General features: G+C 47.8%; 17 protein-coding genes and 1 other RNA gene. 13 read left to right on the forward strand and 5 right to left on the reverse strand.

What is annotated here, in order from left to right:
• Nucleotides 1–53: 53 nt before the first annotated feature.
• Nucleotides 54–464 (reverse strand): Z-ring associated protein ZapG, encoded by a 411-nt coding sequence (gene zapG / locus B5D35_RS01180; RefSeq protein WP_078750795.1) that lies wholly within the window; start codon nt 462–464, stop codon nt 54–56.
• 181 nt (nt 465–645) lie between these two features.
• On the opposite strand from zapG, the gene zapE reads away from it, so the two are divergent.
• From zapE to sspB, 8 genes are all read left to right on the forward strand, one after another.
• Nucleotides 646–1,749: a cell division protein ZapE gene (zapE, locus tag B5D35_RS01185; RefSeq protein ID WP_078750874.1), complete on the forward strand. Its 1,104-nt coding sequence runs from the start codon at nt 646–648 to the stop codon at nt 1,747–1,749.
• A 231-nt stretch (nt 1,750–1,980) separates the two neighbouring features.
• Nucleotides 1,981–2,409, forward strand: coding sequence for a 50S ribosomal protein L13 (gene rplM, locus B5D35_RS01190; protein WP_078750796.1), 429 nt, complete (start codon nt 1,981–1,983; stop codon nt 2,407–2,409).
• Nucleotides 2,410–2,421: 12 nt separating this feature from the next.
• Complete coding sequence (rpsI, locus tag B5D35_RS01195; RefSeq protein WP_078750797.1) at nt 2,422–2,811, forward strand: 30S ribosomal protein S9; 390 nt, start codon at nt 2,422–2,424, stop codon at nt 2,809–2,811.
• Between the two features lie 390 nt (nt 2,812–3,201).
• Complete coding sequence (petA, locus tag B5D35_RS01200; protein ID WP_078750798.1) at nt 3,202–3,792, forward strand: ubiquinol-cytochrome c reductase iron-sulfur subunit; 591 nt, start codon at nt 3,202–3,204, stop codon at nt 3,790–3,792.
• The gene (locus B5D35_RS01205) at nt 3,792–5,057 is read left to right on the forward strand and encodes a cytochrome b (RefSeq protein ID WP_078750799.1); all 1,266 of its coding nucleotides are present in this window, start codon (nt 3,792–3,794) and stop codon (nt 5,055–5,057) included. The genes petA and B5D35_RS01205 overlap by 1 nt, the downstream gene beginning before the upstream one ends.
• Entirely contained in the window at nt 5,054–5,791 is a 738-nt protein-coding gene (locus B5D35_RS01210) for a cytochrome c1 (protein WP_078750800.1), read from the forward strand. The genes B5D35_RS01205 and B5D35_RS01210 overlap by 4 nt, the downstream gene beginning before the upstream one ends.
• A gap of 86 nt (nt 5,792–5,877) precedes the next feature.
• The gene (gene sspA / locus B5D35_RS01215; RefSeq protein WP_078750801.1) at nt 5,878–6,513 is read left to right on the forward strand and encodes a stringent starvation protein SspA; all 636 of its coding nucleotides are present in this window, start codon (nt 5,878–5,880) and stop codon (nt 6,511–6,513) included.
• Nucleotides 6,513–6,992 carry a ClpXP protease specificity-enhancing factor gene (gene sspB / locus B5D35_RS01220; RefSeq protein ID WP_078750802.1) on the forward strand — a complete coding sequence of 160 codons (480 nt, stop codon included), beginning with the start codon at nt 6,513–6,515 and terminating at the stop codon, nt 6,990–6,992. Before sspA ends, sspB begins: the two co-directional genes overlap by 1 nt.
• Before the next feature lie 46 nt (nt 6,993–7,038).
• On the opposite strand, the gene B5D35_RS01225 is transcribed toward sspB, so the two are convergent.
• Genes B5D35_RS01225 through B5D35_RS01240 form a run of 4 tightly spaced genes read right to left on the reverse strand, consistent with a single transcriptional unit; the run spans nt 7,039 to nt 10,384 of the window.
• Nucleotides 7,039–7,593 carry a BON domain-containing protein gene (locus B5D35_RS01225; RefSeq protein ID WP_078750803.1) on the reverse strand — a complete coding sequence of 185 codons (555 nt, stop codon included), beginning with the start codon at nt 7,591–7,593 and terminating at the stop codon, nt 7,039–7,041.
• Nucleotides 7,594–7,596: 3 nt separating this feature from the next.
• The gene (locus B5D35_RS01230) at nt 7,597–8,187 is read right to left on the reverse strand and encodes a phosphoheptose isomerase (protein WP_078750804.1); all 591 of its coding nucleotides are present in this window, start codon (nt 8,185–8,187) and stop codon (nt 7,597–7,599) included.
• A gap of 3 nt (nt 8,188–8,190) precedes the next feature.
• Nucleotides 8,191–8,559, reverse strand: coding sequence for a YraN family protein (locus B5D35_RS01235; protein WP_078750805.1), 369 nt, complete (start codon nt 8,557–8,559; stop codon nt 8,191–8,193).
• Nucleotides 8,543–10,384, reverse strand: a complete 1,842-nt coding sequence (locus B5D35_RS01240) for a penicillin-binding protein activator (protein WP_078750806.1) — start codon at nt 10,382–10,384, stop codon at nt 8,543–8,545. Before B5D35_RS01240 ends, B5D35_RS01235 begins: the two co-directional genes overlap by 17 nt.
• A 55-nt stretch (nt 10,385–10,439) precedes the next feature.
• On the opposite strand from B5D35_RS01240, the gene rsmI reads away from it, so the two are divergent.
• From rsmI to ftsL, 5 genes are all read left to right on the forward strand, one after another.
• Nucleotides 10,440–11,303 carry a 16S rRNA (cytidine(1402)-2'-O)-methyltransferase gene (rsmI, locus tag B5D35_RS01245; protein ID WP_078750807.1) on the forward strand — a complete coding sequence of 288 codons (864 nt, stop codon included), beginning with the start codon at nt 10,440–10,442 and terminating at the stop codon, nt 11,301–11,303.
• A 53-nt stretch (nt 11,304–11,356) separates the two neighbouring features.
• An RNA gene (gene rnpB / locus B5D35_RS01250) (RNase P RNA component class A) lies at nt 11,357–11,753 on the forward strand.
• A 351-nt stretch (nt 11,754–12,104) separates the two neighbouring features.
• Nucleotides 12,105–12,563 (forward strand): division/cell wall cluster transcriptional repressor MraZ, encoded by a 459-nt coding sequence (mraZ, locus tag B5D35_RS01255; RefSeq protein ID WP_078750808.1) that lies wholly within the window; start codon nt 12,105–12,107, stop codon nt 12,561–12,563.
• A 12-nt stretch (nt 12,564–12,575) separates the two neighbouring features.
• Nucleotides 12,576–13,529, forward strand: coding sequence for a 16S rRNA (cytosine(1402)-N(4))-methyltransferase RsmH (gene rsmH / locus B5D35_RS01260; RefSeq protein WP_078750809.1), 954 nt, complete (start codon nt 12,576–12,578; stop codon nt 13,527–13,529).
• Nucleotides 13,529–13,840, forward strand: coding sequence for a cell division protein FtsL (gene ftsL, locus B5D35_RS01265; protein ID WP_078750810.1), 312 nt, complete (start codon nt 13,529–13,531; stop codon nt 13,838–13,840). The genes rsmH and ftsL overlap by 1 nt, the downstream gene beginning before the upstream one ends.
• The last annotated feature ends 2 nt before the right edge of the window (nt 13,841–13,842 follow it).

Genomic DNA, 13,842 nt, shown 5'->3' on the forward strand with positions numbered 1-13,842 from the left:
TGGGGGTTGTGTTAAAAAGTTCAATACCTAAGTGTACCGAAACTGTGACAAAGCTAACTAGCTTTGCTTGTTTGCTCCGCATTTTTCAGCAAACCCGATGCACCATCGGAGTAATCTCGTGGCTGCTCTTGAGATGAAGAATCTTCCGTTACTTCTGAGATTTTGCTGATGCGCTTAGCAAATGGATTGTCTTGTTCTGGCAGGTTTGGCATAAGCTCTGCGGATGTCGAAGCCATGTGTTGATATAGCTTACTGTAGTCGCGAGAGATACTGTCTAACAGTTCGGCACTTTGGGCGAAATAATCAACAAGCTCTTGGCGATATTGCTCCAGCTCGTAGCGTGATTTTTCCAACTCTTTTTTTAGGTCTTTTTGTTGAGCGTTATCGCGCATTGTAAGGCGGGCGATGATGAAGCCAACGACAATGCCGATGATCACAAAAACAAGCGTGTTGATCCAAGCCATAAGTACTCCTTAACTTTCTATAACGGTTTGGATGTAATGCAATTTTTTGCACGCAACGTGTCGAATGAAAAGAAATTGCATACTCCAGAAGGCTCGGTTTTTACTATACATGGCAAAAGATACGCGTGGTACTATTGATTTTGAGAACATAATTGCCACGAGTAAGAGTTGGGTTCAGGGAATGACACCGATAGAGCAATATGAAAAAGATCTACAACGTCCGGATTTTCTTGAGGATGCCTCGCAAAAGCTGGCGGTATTGAAGCTTGAGGATTTGTACCATCGGCTAGTTGCACGGCAACAAGTCGCAAAAGAACCAGAAGGTTTTTTACGGTCTTTGTTTAAGAAACGGAACGAGAGTATCACACCAGAGAAAGGTTTGTATTTCTGGGGTGGCGTTGGTCGAGGGAAAACTTACCTCGTTGATACATTTTTTGAGAGCCTGCCGTTTGATAAAAAACTGCGGATGCATTTTCATCGCTTTATGCACCGTATTCATCACGAACTCAGATTGCTTGATGGCGAGCAAGACCCGCTGCAAAAAATTGCCGACAAGTTAGCCCTGGAAGCTGACATTTTATGTTTCGACGAGTTTTTTGTGTCGGACATTACAGATGCGATGATCTTAGGCACTTTACTTGAGGCCTTATTTGAGCGAGGTATATGCCTTGTGGCAACATCAAACATCGTGCCTGATGAACTCTATCGTAACGGCTTACAGCGAGCCCGTTTTCTTCCCGCCATCGCCCTCATTAACCTACATTGCGATATTGTGAACGTAGATGCGGGCACGGATTACCGTTTGAGAACCTTAGAACAGGCAGAGATCTTTCACTTTCCTCTCGATGAAGTGGCCGAGAGTAATTTAAAAGACTACTTTTACAAGCTTTCCACTGAGCCTTGCTTCGAAGCGCATGACATTGAAGTCAATAATCGAACACTCAGGGCTGAGCGTGAAGCTGAAGGTATTGTCCATTTCGACTTTGCTACCTTGTGTGATGGACCCCGAAGCCAATCTGATTACATTGAAATTGCGCGGCTATATCATACTGTTTTGTTGGCAAATGTACCTCAAATGGGTGCGTCTAAAGACGACGCTGCTCGCCGCTTTATAGCGATGGTGGATGAATTTTACGAAAGGCACGTAAAACTCATCATTTCAGCAGAGGTTTCCCTGCCTTATCTGTACACGGATGGGCGTTTGATGTTTGAGTTCAAGCGTTGCTGCTCGCGGCTTAAAGAGATGCAAAGTCACGATTATCTGGCACTTGAGCATCTTCCCTAGGGGACGAAGCGTATTGATAGTATTGATATTCATCAGTCGGAGAAAAAATCGGGACTTTTTTTGAAAAAAAGGTGATTTTTTCTCCACCCTTCCTTATAATCCTGCGACCCACCGTTACTGTTGAAAGGCGTAAGCCGAGGGTACACCACTCGAAGGGGTGCTGAATGAACTCTTAACAGTGGGAGCAGCAGCTCCTTAAGTGAAATCTAAATTTATCGGGTAATTGTTAGCATGAAAACTTTCGTTGCTAAACCAGAAACTGTAAAACGCGACTGGTACATTGTTGACGCAGAAGGTAAAACTCTGGGTCGTATCGCGACTGAAATCGCATCTCGTCTACGTGGTAAGCATAAGCCGGAGTACACTCCGCACGTTGACACTGGTGACTACATCGTAGTTATCAATGCGGAAAAAGTTACTGTAACTGGCGCAAAAACGACTGACAAGATGTACCATCACCACTCTGGTTACATGGGCGGCATCAAGTCAATCAGCTTCGACAAGCTGATCGCGAAGAAACCAGAAATGATCATTGAATTGGCTGTTAAAGGTATGCTGCCACGCGGTCCTCTAGGTCGTGCAATGTTCCGTAAACTGAAAGTTTACGCGGGCGCACAGCACAAGCACGCGGCACAACAGCCGCAAGTACTGGACATCTAAGAGGATTTAACAATGGCAGAACAATACTACGGCACTGGTCGTCGCAAAAGCTCCGCAGCTCGCGTGTTCATCAAGCCGGGCACCGGTAACATCGTAATCAACAAGCGTTCACTGGAGCAGTACTTCGGTCGCCCAACCGCTCGCATGGTTGTTCAACAACCTCTTGAGCTGGTAGAAATGACTGAGAAACTGGACCTGTACATCACTGTTACTGGTGGTGGCATCTCTGGTCAAGCGGGTGCAATCCGTCACGGTATTACTCGTGCACTGATGCAATACGATGAGACTCTGCGTCCTACTCTTCGTGCAGCTGGCTTCGTCACTCGTGACGCGCGTAAAGTTGAGCGTAAGAAAGTTGGTCTACGCAAAGCACGTCGTCGTCCACAATTCTCTAAGCGTTAATTCGCTTCCGGTTTATCCGGGAATTCTGGTCACGAAAAAGCCTGGCAATTTGCCAGGCTTTTTTATTGCCTATTTCTACCTGTTTTTCCCTTCCCCCAAGGTCGATTCCCTCCATATCTCCGCGTTAATGGCTTTTTGAGGAAATACACTCATTTTTGGCTTTTGGTTAAAAATAACGGTGTATACCTCACATTTGTTACAAAAAGGTAGCTTTATCTTGTCAGGAAGTGGGGTTTTCCTTATCATTTAGGCGACGTGTTCGTAGGTTATTATTGGATAATCGGCGAGAGTTTTACGTAAGTTAGAATTCTTTTTGAGATAGCCGTACGCTCCAGGGACGCATAAGGACAGTTATAAAAATCCATGCGGGAGCACATGGGAGAATGTTGGATGAGCAATGCGCCAGTTAATTCCGGCCGACGTCGTTTCCTGACTTTGTCTACCGCAGTGGTAGGCGGTGTAGGTGCAGTGGCCGTCGCTGTACCGTTTATAAAGTCTTGGAACCCAAGCGCCAAAGCTAAGGCTGCCGGTGCTCCGGTCGAAGTCGATATTAGTAAAATTGAAGAAGGCCAGTTGGTTCGGGTCATATGGCAAGGTAAGCCTGTTTGGATTGTTCGCCGTGGACAGGAGTCGCTAGCGCAATTAGATGAGATTGCCGACAAGCTGCGTGACCCTGAGTCGATAGAACCGCAGCAGCCTGAATATATTAAAAATACCTATCGTTCGATTAAGCCAGAGCTTTTCGTCGCGGTTGGACTTTGTACGCATCTGGGTTGCTCTCCAACCTATCTGCCGGACAGTTTTGGTGAGCAGGTAGAAGGTGTCACGTCAGGCTTTTTCTGCCCATGTCATGGTTCCAAATTTGATATGGCGGGTCGTGTATTCCAAAGTGTTCCTGCACCACTTAATCTTGTTGTCCCTCCATACACGTATCTCAATGATAACCGTATTCTGGTGGGTGCTGATGAGGGGACTGCGTAATGGAAAACTTACTGAACTGGTTTGAGAAACGCCTACCTGTGATGAATGCTTACAAGAAGCATTTGTCCGAATACCCAATGCCTAAAAACTTCAACTTCTGGTACCTGTTTGGCTCATTGGCCATGTTGGTATTGGTAAACCAGCTTTTAACGGGCATTTGGTTAACCATGAGCTACAACCCTTCTGCTGAAGGGGCGTTTGCTTCTATCGAGTACATCATGCGTGATGTGGAATACGGTTGGTTGCTGCGATATATGCACTCCACCGGAGCGTCTGCATTTTTTGTGGTCGTATATCTACACATGTTCCGTGGCCTGATTTATGGTTCTTATCAGAAACCCCGTGAGCTGCTGTGGATCTTCGGTATGCTGATTTTCCTCGCGCTGATGGCTGAAGCGTTTATGGGTTACCTGCTACCTTGGGGGCAAATGTCTTACTGGGGCGCACAGGTCATCATTTCACTGTTTGGTGCAATACCGGTTATCGGTGATGACTTGACCTTGTGGATCCGTGGCGACTATGTTCTGTCCGGTGCTACGCTGAACCGTTTCTTTGCCTTGCATGTTGTTGCGTTGCCTATCGTTATCTTACTGTTGGTTGTGCTACATATTCTTGCTTTGCATGAAGTGGGCTCAAATAACCCTGACGGTATTGATACTAAGCTACCTAAAGGTACAAAAGGCGAAAGCTATCAGACCCAATTCCCATTCCATAAGTACTACACCAAAAAGTACGACATCATTGACTCTGTTCCTTTCCATCCGTATGGGACAGTGAAGGATCTGGTGGGTGTAGGCTTCTTCGGTATTCTGTTCGCGTACGTCATTTTCTTTAATCCAGAGATGGGCGGCTATTTCCTTGAGCCACCTAACTTTGAAGCAGCTAACCCCATTAAAACACCTGAGCACATCGCACCTGTGTGGTACTTTACCCCGTTCTATGCCATCTTGCGCGCAGTTCCGGATAAGCTCGCCGGTGTTGTGTTGATGGGGCTAGCCATCGTTGTTCTCTTCCTGCTGCCATGGCTTGACCGCTGTAAAGTGCGTTCATACCGTTACCGCAGCAAAATCCACTTGGCGAACATTGTTCAGTTCACAATCTCTTTCGTTGCTCTCGGTATTTTGGGGGCGCTACCAGCGACACCAGTTTATACCTTGATGGCCCAGATATTTAGCTTTGGTTACTTCATGTTCTTCGTAGCATTGTTCTTCTACAGCAAAAGCGAAGCAACGAAACCATTACCGGAGAGGGTGAGTTACAAATGAAGAAGTGGATTGTAATGTTTTTTGCTCTGCTGCCTTCTCTGGCGATGGCAGCGGGCTCAAGTGTCCCATTGGATGCAGCGAACAACAATTTGTCAGACAAGGCATCGCTGCAAAACGGTGCCAAGTTGTTCATGAATTACTGTTTTGGTTGCCACGCTACCCAATACCAGCGCTATGAGCGGATCTCCGAAGACTTGGAAATCCCAAAAGAGTTGATGTTGGAAAATTTGGTGTTTGATAGCAATGCCAAAATCGGTGATTTGGTGACAAACGCCATCACTGTGGATGATGCGTCAACCTTCTTTGGTGCGCCTGCACCCGATTTGACACTGGTTGCGCGCGTTCGCGGTACCGATTGGATTTACACCTATTTACGCTCTTTCTACCAAGATGATACGCGTCCTTTTGGCGTGAACAATACCGTCTTCCCAAGTGTGGGTATGCCACATGTACTGGAGGAGCTCCAAGGCACACCGGTTAAGCAATACAAAACCGTATTGGTTGATGGTGAATATGTCGAAGAGTTTTTGGGGATTGAATCCTTAGGTAACGGCGAGCTAAGTCCTGAAGAGTATGACGATGCAGTTCGCGATCTGGTTAACTTCCTTGAATACTCGGGTGAACCGAACAAGCTTGAGCGTCAGCAAATGGGCTACTGGGTTATTGGATTCATCGTGATTTTCTTGATTCTAGCCGTCTTGCTGAAGAAAGAGTATTGGCGAGATGTTCACTGATCGGTTAATCTAGTGAGTTGCTGATCCACAATGGGGGCAGGTGCTCCCATTGTTTTTTCTATAGATGAAATATTCTGGAGGGGTTAATGGCTGTTGCTGCCAATAAACGCTCGGTGATGACGTTGTATTCAGACGCATCAGACATGTATAGCCACCAAGTGCGCATCGTTCTTGCAGAGAAAGGTGTGACCTATGAGATTGAGCTTGTTGATCCAAACAACCTGCCAGAGGATTTACTGGATCTGAATCCGTACAATTCGGTTCCAACGCTGGTTGATCGTGAACTGGCGTTGTACAACGCTAACATCATCATGGAATACCTGGATGAGCGTTTTCCGCACCCACCATTGATGCCTGTATACCCAGTTGCTCGCGGTAACAGTCGTCTGATGATGTACCGTATTGAGCGCAACTGGTACACACTTGCTGAGAAAATCGAAAAAGGCAATGCGGAAGAAGCTGATCGTGCACGTCGTCAACTGCGTGAAGAGCTGTTGGCACTGGCTCCGGTATTTGCTGAATACCCATTCTTCATGAGTGAAGAATTCAGCCTTGTTGATTGCTACCTTTCTCCGCTGCTGTGGCGCCTACCTGTTATGGGTATCGAACTGAGCGGTCCTGGTGCGAAAGAAGTGAAAACCTATATGGCTCGTGTATTTGAACGCGATTCATTCTTGGCTTCACTGACTGAAGCTGAACGTGAAATGCGTCTGGCCCAGTAATGGATGATATTAATCTGACGCCACGTCGCCCGTACTTGCTGCGAGCGTTTCACGACTGGCTGCTGGATAATGATTTAACACCGCATTTGGTGGTTGATGCGACATTGCCCAACGTGAATGTACCGTTTGAGTATGTTCAGGATGGCCAGATTGTATTAAACATAGCTCCACGTGCGGTAGGTAACCTTGAATTGGGTAACGACGAAGTGCGTTTTAATGCGCGCTTTGGTGGTCGTCCGATGACAGTCACGGTTCCTCTTTATGCTGTTGTTGCGGTTTATGCGCGTGAAAACGGTGCGGGAACCATGTTCGAGTCAGAGCCTGCGTATGAAGCGGAGCTTGATGGCATTGAAGTCATTGATGATGAGTCTGAAGCTGTATTAGATGCAGTGGAAGAAACGCTCGATGCTAACGATGCACAACAAGAAGAGGCGCCGGCAAGGCCGAAAGGCAGGCCGACACTTACCGTTGTGAAATAAAAAAAGCAGCCACTAGGCTGCTTTTTTGTTTCTTACCCAAAATACGTCAAGGTGTGGTTTTCATAGGTTTTGGCTCGTAGTACTGAAAGCCTTTTATAACCTGTTTTACACCACTGATATTTCGTGCAATTTCTGTTGCTTCATTGGCTTGTTCATAGGTCACATAACCCAGTAAAAAGACTTCGCTATCTTCAGTAATCACTTTGATATTCACATTATTAAGCTTTTTACTACCAATCAGAGCTGACTTGACTTTGGTGGTCAGCCAGGTGTCTTTGCTGACATCGCCCAGAGAGAGTGGTTGCTTGATGCGGATTTGGTCATAAATCGTATCTACACCCTTTATCTCTCGAATTTTCTGGACCAGTGAGTTTCGCAGCACTTCTGTATTTGCCTGACCGATAAGTAACAGTTTACCGTCATAAGAAACGGCGTTAATGCGTGTATTGCCTTGATAAGGCGCCTTATTGACGACGCCTGCCACTTCCATGGCTAAGTGGGTGTCGTTAAGCTCGGTTTTTGTCGTTCGGGTATCCTGCTCATATATCGTAGAACAAGCACTCAAACCCAATACTGCCACTAGTATAAGTGCTCTTTTCATACGCTATTCTCCGTGAGTTGGGAACAGATGTTGGTCAATCAGATCACACAAGGTATGAAGAGTGACGAGGTGAACTTCCTGCACACGTGCAGTGCGCTGAGAAGGAATACGTATCTCAACATCTTGCTCGCCCAACAGACCTGCCATTTCACCGCCATCTTTGCCAGTGAGCGCAACGATGGTCATATCTCGCGTTACCGCAGCTTCCATTGCCTTAATAATGTCTTTGCTGTTACCACTGGTGGACAGTGCAAGTAACACGTCGCCGCCTTGGCCAAAAGCGCGAACCTGCTTGGAAAAGACTTCATCATGGTGGTAATCATTTGCAACGGCGGTCAGTGTCACGGTGTCGGCAGTGAGAGCCAGTGCAGGAAGGCTAGGTCGCTCGGTTTCGAAACGGTTGAGCAAACAAGAGGCAAAGTGCTGAGCATTCGCTGCTGAGCCACCATTACCACAGCAAAGGATCTTATTGCCATTGAGCAAACACTGCACCATTACCATTGCGGCCTTTGTAATTTGCTCTGGTAAGGCTTCCGCCGCAGCGATTTGTGTTTGAATGCTTTCGGTAAAGCTCTCTCTGATGCTGTCTAGCATTGATTACCCTTCAATAAATATGTTTTTAATCCAGTTTACCGAGTTTACATCGCCTTCAAAAGCGACGATATCAAATCGAAACTCGGTCTGTGTGGCTGACAGTCCTTTTTGCGATAACCACTGGTACGCAGACTTCAGCATTCGTTGTTGTTTTTGGTGGTTAACGGACAAGGCTGCCCCGCCAAATTGGCGGCTTTGACGATACTTTACTTCGACGAACACCAAGCAGCTTCTATCGCGCATGATAAGGTCGAGCTCGCCACGTTTAAATCGTACATTCTTTTCTAGAAACACCAAACCTTGCCGCTCTAGGTAGCGGTAGGCTTGTGTTTCGTAATGATCTCCTGATTGTTTCTTACTTAATCGAAACAATCCCCTGATCTCCGAATTTTGCCCACGATACCGTGCGGTTAACGGTGCAGTAGTCGCCAAGCGTGAGTTCACCCGATTGTCCTTCGAATCGGTACTCTGGTAGCACCTGCATTTGTGGTAGCGCTTCGATCAATGCGTAAGCGTCCATGCCCAGCGCGTATAACCGTGTCATGCCATTGTCCAGATTCGGCCAAAGCTGGTGGAAACGTTCTGATGCAGGGTGGTTTGGTTCAACCAGCAGTGGGACATCGCTAAATTCAATTCCACGCAGCTCTCCAATTTCACCGACGCCTTTTACGCGATTGTTACTGCGTGAACTGGCGTACAGTTTTGGTGGTTGCACATCAGGGTTAATGGCAACCTCGATAAACGGCTTCAGCAATGTTAGTTCACCCGCATTTGCAACAAGGTAAACGGCATCGACGTCGCGACGGCTGCGCTGTTCCGCTTCTAGATCTAGCCCTGTCAGCTGTTTCATCTGTTGGATACGAGCCTGACTCTCTGTTAGACCAAACACGCGTTGCACGGTTTTTTGCATGGCAGCGCGGTTTTTAAAGAACTCTACTTCCGCAGGCTCCCCATTCAATGCTTCCCATTGTTTGGAGAATGCTTCGCTTACGCGTTTCCCAAACCCATTATTAGGTGCGATAACCAATGGATATTTTTGGCCGTTCTGGGCGATGTGTATTGCAGCTTGCTGCGCTTCTTGTTCTGGCGACAGCGTGAAGAAGCAAGCATTGGCTTCCCCGTGTTCTTCGTTGGGGATGTTCAGCGCCAAAGTCGGAAAGCTGTTATGGCTGTCGGCAAGGAAAGATTCAACTTTGTCTTTTTGCAGTGGGCCAATGACAAATTGAACCCCGTCGGCTTGCATGGCGGCAACGATGTCAGTCATCGGTGCCGCATTGGTGTCATAGAACTTCACCGCAGGGGCTTTTTCTCCGGATGTATCATCGAGCAAGCCTTGAACTAAGCCGTTACGAATTGCTTCGCCTTGCGCGGCAAATTTGTCGCTTAACGGGAGCAATACGCCAATGCGCTCAGGGCGAAGAATTTCCATGGCTTGCAGGGTGGCTAAGTCTGTAGGCAAGTAGCGAGATGCCGGGTGATCAGGGTTCGCCGCTAGCCATTCGTTTAGTGCTTCTTGCTGACGTGCAGGGTGGCCGGCATAAGGGCGCAATTGCGTCACAAGGTCAATCCAACCAGTCAGCGTTTGGTTGCCAGCTTTCGATAGCGCATTAAGGTCAGGCAGTGGCATTTGAATCAAGCTTTTCCAGACTTTGTCCCAATTCTTCTGTTTGTCGTAGGTATCGGTCAAATATGGAGATGCTTCGGCCCACGCAAAAACCGCACCGGGTTGGTTACCAAGCTGCTCATAGAGCGCACCTTTAAGTTGGTAGTAGCGTTGATATTGAACAACAGGCAGTTGCCATGTTGGCAGGAAATTGAGGCTATCCAATGCAGCTTGCGGTTGCCCTTTCTTCTCTAACAATACAGCGCGATTGAGTTGCCATTCAGACAATTGAAGCGGAGTCAGCGGAAGCTTCGATAATCTGCCAACCAACACGTCAGCCTGCGCAAATTGATTCTCTTCAATCAAGGCCTTGAGTGCGAGCAAGTACCAGTCGGCTTTTTGTTCACCCGTCGAGGTTTCAGCTTGCAGCAGATAAAATGTCGATGTCTCCCGAGCAGGGGCTGTGATGTCATACTGAGGACCTTGCTCCACTGGAGGCGTCGTCTGACATGCAGAAAGCACCAAAGCCAGCGCGATTGGTGAGAGAAGTCGTGATACACTTTTGCACTTATGGGTTATTTTACGCATGAACATCTTCTGTCCGTAACTTGTTGCCCTCTATATTAATCACCGAAGGGTTGTGAAACAAATGACTGATGAAACTTCAACCATGGTTGACGTCTCAACTTTATATATCGTACCGACACCGATCGGAAACCTTGGTGATATCACTCAACGTGCGCTAGAGATTTTGCAGCATGTTGACATCATCGCTGCCGAGGATACCCGTCATACGGGTAGGCTGCTGTCCCATTTTGGCATCACGACCCGAACTTTTGCTCTGCATGACCATAACGAGCAACAAAAAGCGGATATGTTGATTGAAAAATTGGTCAGCGGGCAGACCATCGCGTTGGTTTCTGATGCGGGCACGCCGTTGATATCAGATCCAGGATACCACTTGGTGACGCGTTGTCGTCAGGCGGGTGTTAAAGTTGTACCACTTCCGGGACCTTGTGCGGTGATCACTGCACTGAGTGCGTCGGGTTTGCCATCAGACCGTTTTAGCTTCGAAGGATTTCTACCACCGAAGAGCAAAGGTCGTCGTGATAAGTTCATGGAAGTTGCAAGTGATCCTCGCACCATGATTTTCTACGAATCCCCGCACCGCATTCTTGATACCTTGGAAGATATGCTGGCTGTGTTGGGCGAAGAGCGACAAGTCGTTTTGGCGCGTGAATTGACAAAAACCTACGAGACAATTCACGGTGCGCCGTTAGGTGAGTTGATTCCATGGCTGAACGAAGACAGTAATCGTATTCGTGGTGAGATGGTGTTGCTTATTGCGGGACACCGAGCGGAAAAAAATGATTTGCCACCAGAAGCGACGAAAGCGGTAACGTTGCTGGCTAAAGAACTTCCGCTGAAAAAAGCAGCAGCTATTGCTGCGGAATTATACGGTGTGAAAAAAAATGCACTGTATAAGTGGGGCTTAGAGAGTTTGGAACAATAAGTTATCGAGTTTAGGCTGGATCCTGCGCGGGGACTTCTATATAATCCGCCGCCTGAGTTGGCTGGGTAACCGCTGCTTCGTTGATGTCCCTCGGGAGACTGACGGGGGGGAGGAAAGTCCGGGCTCCACAGGGCAGGGTGCCAGGTAACGCCTGGGGGGCGCAAGCCTACGACCAGTGCAACAGAGAGCAAACCGCCGATGGCCTCTATGTTCCGCAAGGAGATAGGGGGCACAGGTAAGGGTGAAAGGGTGCGGTAAGAGCGCACCGCGCGACTGGTAACAGTTCGTGGCACGGTAAACTCCACCCGGAGCAAGACCAAATAGGTCCCTATTGGCGCGGCCCGCGTTGGGGACGGGTAGGTTGCTTGAGCCTGTGAGCGATTGCAGGCCTAGACGAATGGTTACCGCCGTTTTACGGTACAGAACCCGGCTTACAGGCCAACTCACTAAATCCTATGGTTATGTTTAGTGATAAACACGACCAAAGAAGGCGAGCATTAGCTCGCCTTCTTTATTTTAGAAACCCCGTATACCACAACGATTTTTTCGTCTCCCACGCCGATTTTTCTAAGAGGTTCTTTTGGTATACAGAAAGTCCTCCCGAAAAAGGATGACGTCTGGTTAAAAAAACAGCGCCGATAATTGGCGGGCAAGCCTTTGATCTAGAATGCAGTTCACAAAATTGTGAACAACATCATCTCTTTACTAAGCTTGACTTTCTTTTTGCCTGCTACGTACACTTCTAAGTGGGAAATAGTGGAAGAAAGTGGTTAATTTTGGGATAAAGAGGGAATAAGTGGTATGTTGAGGGGCGTCAGCGCAATCTCATTCGACACCAAAGGTCGAGTGGCATTACCGAAGCGATATCGAGAAGAACTCGATACGCTCTGTGATGGCGTGTTTGTATGCACCATTGATCATCAGTTACCATGCCTGCTTGTTTATCCATTGCCCGAATGGGAGCGCATTGAAGCCAAATTTTCTCGCCTATCTAGCCTCAATCCGGCAGAGCGCCGATTGCAGCGATTGCTTTTGGGCCATGCCTTTGAGTGTGAGATGGACGCACAAGGTCGACTCTTAATTTCTCCAACGCTTCGTGACTATGCGGGGCTGAGTGGGAAAGCCATGCTGGTTGGACAGTTGAACAAATTTGAATTGTGGAACAGCGATAAATGGCAGCAACAGATAGACCAAGATATTCAACTTCAAGCGGAATCAGCAGAAGCATTGAGCGAGCGGCTCAGTAACTTCTCGCTATAGGTACCCAAGATTATGTCAGAGCAGTTCTCACACATTTCCGTCCTTCTCCATGAATCTATCGAAGGGTTAGCCCTTAAACCCGATGGAATTTATGTTGATGGCACCTTTGGCCGTGGCGGCCACTCACGCGAGATTTTATCGCGATTGGGTGAAAATGGCCGTCTTTACGGTATTGATCGCGACCCTCAAGCGATTGCCGAAGCGGCAACAATCGATGACCCTCGATTCAATATCATTCAAGGTCCTTTCTCTGGTATTCAGCAATATGTTGAAGAGCTAGGTTTGAGTGGCCAGATCAATGGTGTTTTATTCGACCTAGGCGTTTCATCACCTCAGCTTGATGATGCAGAACGTGGTTTCAGCTTTATGCGTGACGGCCCGTTGGACATGCGCATGGATCCAACATCCGGTGTTTCAGCGGCACAATGGCTTCAAGAAGCTGACGCAGATGATATTGCGTGGGTGCTCAAAGTATTTGGTGAAGAGCGTTTCGCTAAGCGTATTGCTCGCGCCATTGTTGAACATCGTGAAGATGAAGAAAAAGAACCACTGACCCGCACATTGCAACTGGCCAAGCTGATTGCCAATGTCGCGCCATCACGAGACAGAAAAAAACACCCAGCGACCCGCAGCTTCCAAGCCATTCGTATTTATATCAACAGCGAGTTGGATGAAATAGAAACCGCGTTGCAGGGGGCGTTGAACATCCTTGCACCGGAAGGGCGTTTATCGGTGATTAGCTTCCATTCACTGGAAGACCGCTTGGTGAAGCAATTCATTCGTAAGCAAAGCAAGGGGCCCGCTGTGCCTCATGGGTTGCCTCTGACGGAAGAGCAAATCAGAGCACTGGGCAGTGCCAATATGAAGCCAGTGGGCAAAGCACTGAAGCCAACTGATTTGGAAGTCACTGACAATACTCGTTCTCGTAGCTCTGTGTTGCGAGTGGCCGAAAAGCTAGGTGACTAATGGCGCAGTCACCAGGATTTACAAAACAGATTATTCGGGACTTGACCTCTGTGGGTCGAGTCCCGTTGTTCTTATTGTTTCTGGTCCTGTTGTCAGCGTTGGCTGTGGTGTATGTCACACAACAAACGCGTTCAGTGATTGCGCTTCAAGATCAGCTTTTAATTGAACGCGAGCGTCTTGATGTTGAATGGCGCAATCAAATTTTGGAAGAACATGCGCTGTCGGAACATAGCAGGATAGAAGAAATGGCGAGACGAGATCAGGACATGATTCGTCCCGACAATAATCGCGAAATCATAGTGAGCCAATAGTG

The organism is Enterovibrio nigricans DSM 22720, assembly GCF_900167155.1.
GTDB classification, from domain to species: domain Bacteria; phylum Pseudomonadota; class Gammaproteobacteria; order Enterobacterales; family Vibrionaceae; genus Enterovibrio; species Enterovibrio nigricans.

Bases quoted from the DNA above. Each gene is read 5' to 3' on its own strand.
- petA (WP_078750798.1), top strand. From the start codon at position 3,202: ATGAGCAATGCGCCAGTTAATTCCGGCCGACGTCGTTTCCTGACTTTG.
- B5D35_RS01205 (WP_078750799.1), top strand. From the start codon at position 3,792: ATGGAAAACTTACTGAACTGGTTTGAGAAACGCCTACCTGTGATGAAT.
- sspB (WP_078750802.1), top strand. From the start codon at position 6,513: ATGGATGATATTAATCTGACGCCACGTCGCCCGTACTTGCTGCGAGCG.
- B5D35_RS01225 (WP_078750803.1), bottom strand. From the start codon at position 7,593: ATGAAAAGAGCACTTATACTAGTGGCAGTATTGGGTTTGAGTGCTTGT.
- mraZ (WP_078750808.1), top strand. From the start codon at position 12,105: ATGTTGAGGGGCGTCAGCGCAATCTCATTCGACACCAAAGGTCGAGTG.
- ftsL (WP_078750810.1), top strand. From the start codon at position 13,529: ATGGCGCAGTCACCAGGATTTACAAAACAGATTATTCGGGACTTGACC.
- zapG (WP_078750795.1), bottom strand. From the start codon at position 464: ATGGCTTGGATCAACACGCTTGTTTTTGTGATCATCGGCATTGTCGTT.
- B5D35_RS01240 (WP_078750806.1), bottom strand. From the start codon at position 10,384: ATGTTCATGCGTAAAATAACCCATAAGTGCAAAAGTGTATCACGACTT.
- rsmH (WP_078750809.1), top strand. From the start codon at position 12,576: ATGTCAGAGCAGTTCTCACACATTTCCGTCCTTCTCCATGAATCTATC.
- B5D35_RS01230 (WP_078750804.1), bottom strand. From the start codon at position 8,187: ATGCTAGACAGCATCAGAGAGAGCTTTACCGAAAGCATTCAAACACAA.
- rplM (WP_078750796.1), top strand. From the start codon at position 1,981: ATGAAAACTTTCGTTGCTAAACCAGAAACTGTAAAACGCGACTGGTAC.
- sspA (WP_078750801.1), top strand. From the start codon at position 5,878: ATGGCTGTTGCTGCCAATAAACGCTCGGTGATGACGTTGTATTCAGAC.
- B5D35_RS01210 (WP_078750800.1), top strand. From the start codon at position 5,054: ATGAAGAAGTGGATTGTAATGTTTTTTGCTCTGCTGCCTTCTCTGGCG.
- rpsI (WP_078750797.1), top strand. From the start codon at position 2,422: ATGGCAGAACAATACTACGGCACTGGTCGTCGCAAAAGCTCCGCAGCT.
- rsmI (WP_078750807.1), top strand. From the start codon at position 10,440: ATGACTGATGAAACTTCAACCATGGTTGACGTCTCAACTTTATATATC.
- zapE (WP_078750874.1), top strand. From the start codon at position 646: ATGACACCGATAGAGCAATATGAAAAAGATCTACAACGTCCGGATTTT.